Origin of the sequence: Methanothrix sp. (assembly GCF_024518575.1) — an archaeon.
Taxonomy (GTDB): Archaea; Halobacteriota; Methanosarcinia; order Methanotrichales; family Methanotrichaceae; genus Methanothrix_B.
In genome coordinates, this window is sequence record NZ_JANIHG010000064.1 from 1 (window position 1) to 4,250 (window position 4,250).

5 protein-coding genes are annotated in these 4,250 nt (G+C 52.4%); 3 read left to right on the forward strand and 2 right to left on the reverse strand.

Features of this window, described 5'->3' with window-relative positions; translation table 11 throughout:
- Nucleotides 1-59: 59 nt before the first annotated feature.
- Together NQU42_RS08180 and NQU42_RS08185 are read right to left on the reverse strand one after the other, a co-directional pair.
- Entirely contained in the window at nt 60-1,202 is a 1,143-nt protein-coding gene (locus NQU42_RS08180) for an ATP-grasp domain-containing protein (protein WP_296610565.1), read from the reverse strand.
- Nucleotides 1,203-1,245: 43 nt separating this feature from the next.
- Nucleotides 1,246-1,770, reverse strand: a complete 525-nt coding sequence (locus NQU42_RS08185; protein WP_296610567.1) for a tRNA (cytidine(56)-2'-O)-methyltransferase — start codon at nt 1,768-1,770, stop codon at nt 1,246-1,248.
- 147 nt (nt 1,771-1,917) lie between these two features.
- Here NQU42_RS08185 and NQU42_RS08190 point away from each other — a divergent pair, with 147 nt between their 5' ends.
- The 3 genes from NQU42_RS08190 to NQU42_RS08200 form a co-directional block, all read left to right on the forward strand.
- Nucleotides 1,918-2,052, forward strand: coding sequence for a hypothetical protein (locus NQU42_RS08190; RefSeq protein ID WP_296610568.1), 135 nt, complete (start codon nt 1,918-1,920; stop codon nt 2,050-2,052).
- Between the two features lie 1,019 nt (nt 2,053-3,071).
- On the forward strand, nt 3,072-3,518 hold the full coding sequence (locus NQU42_RS08195; RefSeq protein WP_296610570.1) for a hypothetical protein: 447 nt from the start codon (nt 3,072-3,074) through the stop codon (nt 3,516-3,518).
- Between the two features lie 75 nt (nt 3,519-3,593).
- A partial coding sequence (locus NQU42_RS08200; protein WP_296610571.1) for a hypothetical protein occupies nt 3,594-4,250 on the forward strand: 657 nt, incomplete at its 3' end.

A 4,250-nucleotide genomic window follows, 5' to 3' on the forward strand; every position in this document is an offset into this window, starting at 1 on the left:
GAGAAATCAATTGCATGATGTCCGATCAAATCTCTCCACAGATTCGAGACAACAATGTTTCAGGAGAAATTGCGCTTAACGCTCCCGACGATCGCATCTCTTCTCTCTTTCAGAGATCTCATCACCTCATCCCTCACGGATCCGGTTGCGAGAATCGAGAGCACAGGCTCGCCCATCTCGATCACCGTTCCGGGTTGGGGGACGTCCGCTATGCATGAGGTTATCCCTCTGAGATCGTGATCTACACGGAATCTCTCGCTGGAGTAGAGAACCGCCCTGCCTGCGAAGCGCATCTCTCTGCATCTTTCAGGCAAACGCCCATCAAAGGCGTTGAGATGAGCCTGGAATACAGAGATCCCTGTTGAGAGCTCCACAGAATCAAGACTGCCCTGGAATCGCGGGTTCACCTCGATGACAACAGGTATCTTTCCTTTGAGAATGAAGTCGACGCCATTCGAGCCGACGAGCCCCAGCCCTGCGACGATCTCCTCGGCGGTGCGGGCGATGCGCTTTCTCATATCCCCATCCACATCGAGCGGCGTTATGTTCCCGCAGTATCTGAAACCATAGGCGTTCAGCCACGTTGTTCCGGAGAGCTGCTCGTTGACAGCGATGGTCCTGGCATCCGATCCGTCGCATATCACAGAGGCGCTTGCAGGAACCCCCTCGACGAACTCCTGAATGATGTATCCGGGAGGGACTGCGCCTCCCTCAAAGATCCTGCATCCGCAACCACCGGCGCCGATCCTCGGCTTCAGTATCATCCTGCAACCGTACGGCGGCTCCCCATCCCAGGTGGTGGGGTGCGGATATCCCCTCTCCTCAAGCCATCTGGCGAGCCAGAGCTTGTCCGAGACCCTCAGAATCCGATCAGGGCTGTTGTTCAGCACACGGTACCCATTTATGCGTACGGTCTCAACACCCGGCCCCATGACCACGGCATCGGGATCGACGCTCTCGATGATCGCATTTATCCTGTCGGCATCTACGAGATCCTCGATACGGAGCCTCTGAGCCTCCACAGCCTCAACGAGATCGAGATCGCAGTAGCAGTCAGCAGCGACCACAGAGTGGCCTGCCCTGAGCGCGGAGATCGCGATGTTCCGTACACTCTGACCTATCACCAGGATGCGCATTCGATCCCCCCGGTTCCTCCTCTTCACATCGTCGGGTCCGGTGGGTGCGGAGGCCTCGGCCTTCATACCAGAGCAGGATGAGAGGGGTGATGCCCGCACATCCAGGATTTCACAACTTTTTGTCGAGAACCACCTTTCCTCTGGCAGCAGGTATGACCTCAAGCCTTCCCCCGAAATCCCTGTTCAGCTCCTTGCCCATGAAGAGACGATCCAGGAATACTGCGAGAGCTGCGACCTCAGAGTGCGGCTGGTTTCCAACCGCCACATTCCAGTCCGCAATGTTATAAACATCAGGCGGGACCTTCTCGGCGCCGACCACTACCATTATTCTCTCACAGGACCTTATCTCCCCGATCACATCATCGATCCTGCTGCCGTACATAGTGAGGTGCACTATCTTTCCCCCGGAATCCCTGAACCTTCTGAGCTCGTCCTTCCAGACGATGCCATCTGCGACGCTGAACGATCCGCCCCATCGATTCACAACATCTCTGAGGCTCTCAACAACGCCCTCATCTCTTCCATCGATGAGAATCTCATCGGCGCCGAACGCCCTCGCCACCAGCCCCACATGTGTCGTGATCCTCTTGTCCCTTTCAGGGCGGTGGCCCAGACGGAGGACGGTTATTCGCATGATCCCCACATCCGAGTATCGGGTTTATAGAGGTTGGGGTGGGAGGTACCATCTTCATGCTGGAGAGAGGTGCTTTGCCATCCTGCAATCGCGACGGTTTCTCTGTGCTCGACAGCTTTAAATGGTCTACCAGCCAAGTAAACAAAGATGTACGAAGATCTTGACGAGGATTTGCCTGAGATCTACCTGGCCATTCTTGAGGATGAGCGGAGGCGCAGGTATCTCAAGGAGATAAGCGAGTGGCTTGTGGAGGAGTATTACACCCCTGATCAGGCGTCATGATATGAAGTATGGAGCTTTTTGGAATATGTGCTGGATGTGGCAGGGCTGCAAAGCTCTACACATGCCAGCTCTGTGGCGGTCTGTTCTGTATTGATTGCTTCGTCCCTGAGCTTGGCGTGTGTAAGAGGTGCGCCAGAGGAAGAAGAACTGGAAAAAACTATTTTTATAGACATTTCTCAGCTTTGGTATCGCGCCTCAGGCATGCCTCTGCATTTAACAGCCATGTGGGTGAATCCACACATCTGTCGCGAAGCCTTCGCGTGGCAGATGTTCGCGAAAACATATGCGTTTCACAGGTGTCGATTCACATCATACTGGGTGTGAAGGAATGGATCTACAACGGATCGGATCTGTGAATACTATTAAGACTACTAATAGGAATTTTAGGGATCTGAATACAAAAAAGGCCTGTTTAAAACAGTTTTTATCCATTATATACAGCTTAGCACTCTCGTAAACTTTATATATCATCGTGCCATGATGTTTGAGTGTTAAGAAGGGACTAAAATACTGCCTGATGAGCGTGATCGCATTCGTTTTGAATGCTATCGCCGGGCATAAAAGGGGTAGCAAGCCTTGGGGAGGTGGACGATTAATTATTGTAGGTTGGACTTTCTGGAAAAAGGGAGCCTGAAGGTTTGCTTTGTATGCGGAAGGGAGTAGCAATGAATGTCCGCTTTGAAGGGGGCGGGCAGCGGTAAAGCGACCTCGTGCTGCAGTGCACACTGCAGCATATCCACTCTGGATGTGAAGGGCATCCGCAGGATAATTCAGATACTCAGATAAGTATCTGAGTTAAGAAACAGTATTACGTGTGCATATTTATCAGGAGAATACAGACAGGGGCTTGGATCTCGATGAGAGGGCATATCAAGCTGTTCACAATACCAGTTGATCTCGAGAAAGCAGCTAAGTATAATATAAGTTCAGGCCACATTGTGAAGTGCCGAAGTGTATGTAACAGGGACAGGCCCCATCAGATGATACATGCACTCCAGATTCACATGTGAGGTCCGTCTGTGAAAATCGCAATAGAGATCGACGATAATGGTCTCAAGGCCAACATGTCGTTTGAGTTCGACAAGAAGTGCATGGATGTAACGGCATTACGCGAGATGCTCGCGGACAAGATTGTGGATATTCTGAACATCTCCGGCGTGCTCTCAGAGAGCGCGAGGCCGATTGCGGAAGATCAGCCTAAGACGCTGATGGACAGCCTCGCCGAGTTTATAAAATATGAGTTCCGCGACCAGTGGTTCACATCCCAGCAGCTCAGAGAGAGGTATGAGACTGTCCGTGACGACATCAAGCTGAGCACGGTCTCGACCTACCTCTCCAGGATGCACCAGGATGGTATCCTGGACAGGAGAGGTAACAGAAACAACAGAGAGTATCGCTTGCTTCCGACAGCATCTCTGGAAGGTGCGACTTACTCCAGAAAGAAACAATCCGCATCAAAGCTGTAGATGCTGAGGACTGCAGTTCCCCTCCGATTTGAGATAATCAACATTTTTAAATACGATAGCATGCAAGCAGTTCTCATGTCGATCAGGAATTTTCTGATAATTCTGATGCTCTTCGGTATGTTCAACCAAATTGGGGCCGGAGAGGTAAGCGTCCAGTACTCAGGATATACAGAGTACGATGGTCGGCCGGCCGATCTGGCTCTCGCATTTAACGGCAGTGCTGTGACTGGTACGCTCAGTGTAAATCCAATCTGCGAGCAGTATGTTCATCTCACAGGCGTCAGGCTCGCTCTGACCGGCACAGCCACAGGCCCCTGGGAGGACAGATCCACGACAATTACAGGCACCTGGATCGGCGGGGATCTGGACCCATGCACAGGGAATCTCATCACATCAGATCCTGCGTTTCCCAATGCTGGTACCTTCACGATCTCCATGGCCAAATCAGCTGGTAAGGATGTTGTAAGGCTGGTCAGGATGCCAACCGGCTATGGATACATCTTTCCTGCCAGTGGACGCAGTGTAACAGCAGCATACCCGGCGGCTGGGACAACTGGGGTCTGCACCTGGGGTGGCATGTGGGATACAAACTGGGGCCCCATGAGGCTGCAGCAGGTTGGCGACAGAGTCACAGGAAATTACACACATGACCAGGGGAGGATAACAGCAAACGTCGTCGGCAACAAGCTCATTGGCACTTGGTCGGAATATCCAACGTACAGCCCCCCTAAC

Coding starts and splice junctions, on each gene's coding strand:
- NQU42_RS08180 (WP_296610565.1), bottom strand. CDS start 1,202: ATGAAGGCCGAGGCCTCCGCACCCACCGGACCCGACGATGTGAAGAGG.
- NQU42_RS08185 (WP_296610567.1), bottom strand. CDS start 1,770: ATGCGAATAACCGTCCTCCGTCTGGGCCACCGCCCTGAAAGGGACAAG.
- NQU42_RS08190 (WP_296610568.1), top strand. CDS start 1,918: ATGTACGAAGATCTTGACGAGGATTTGCCTGAGATCTACCTGGCCATT.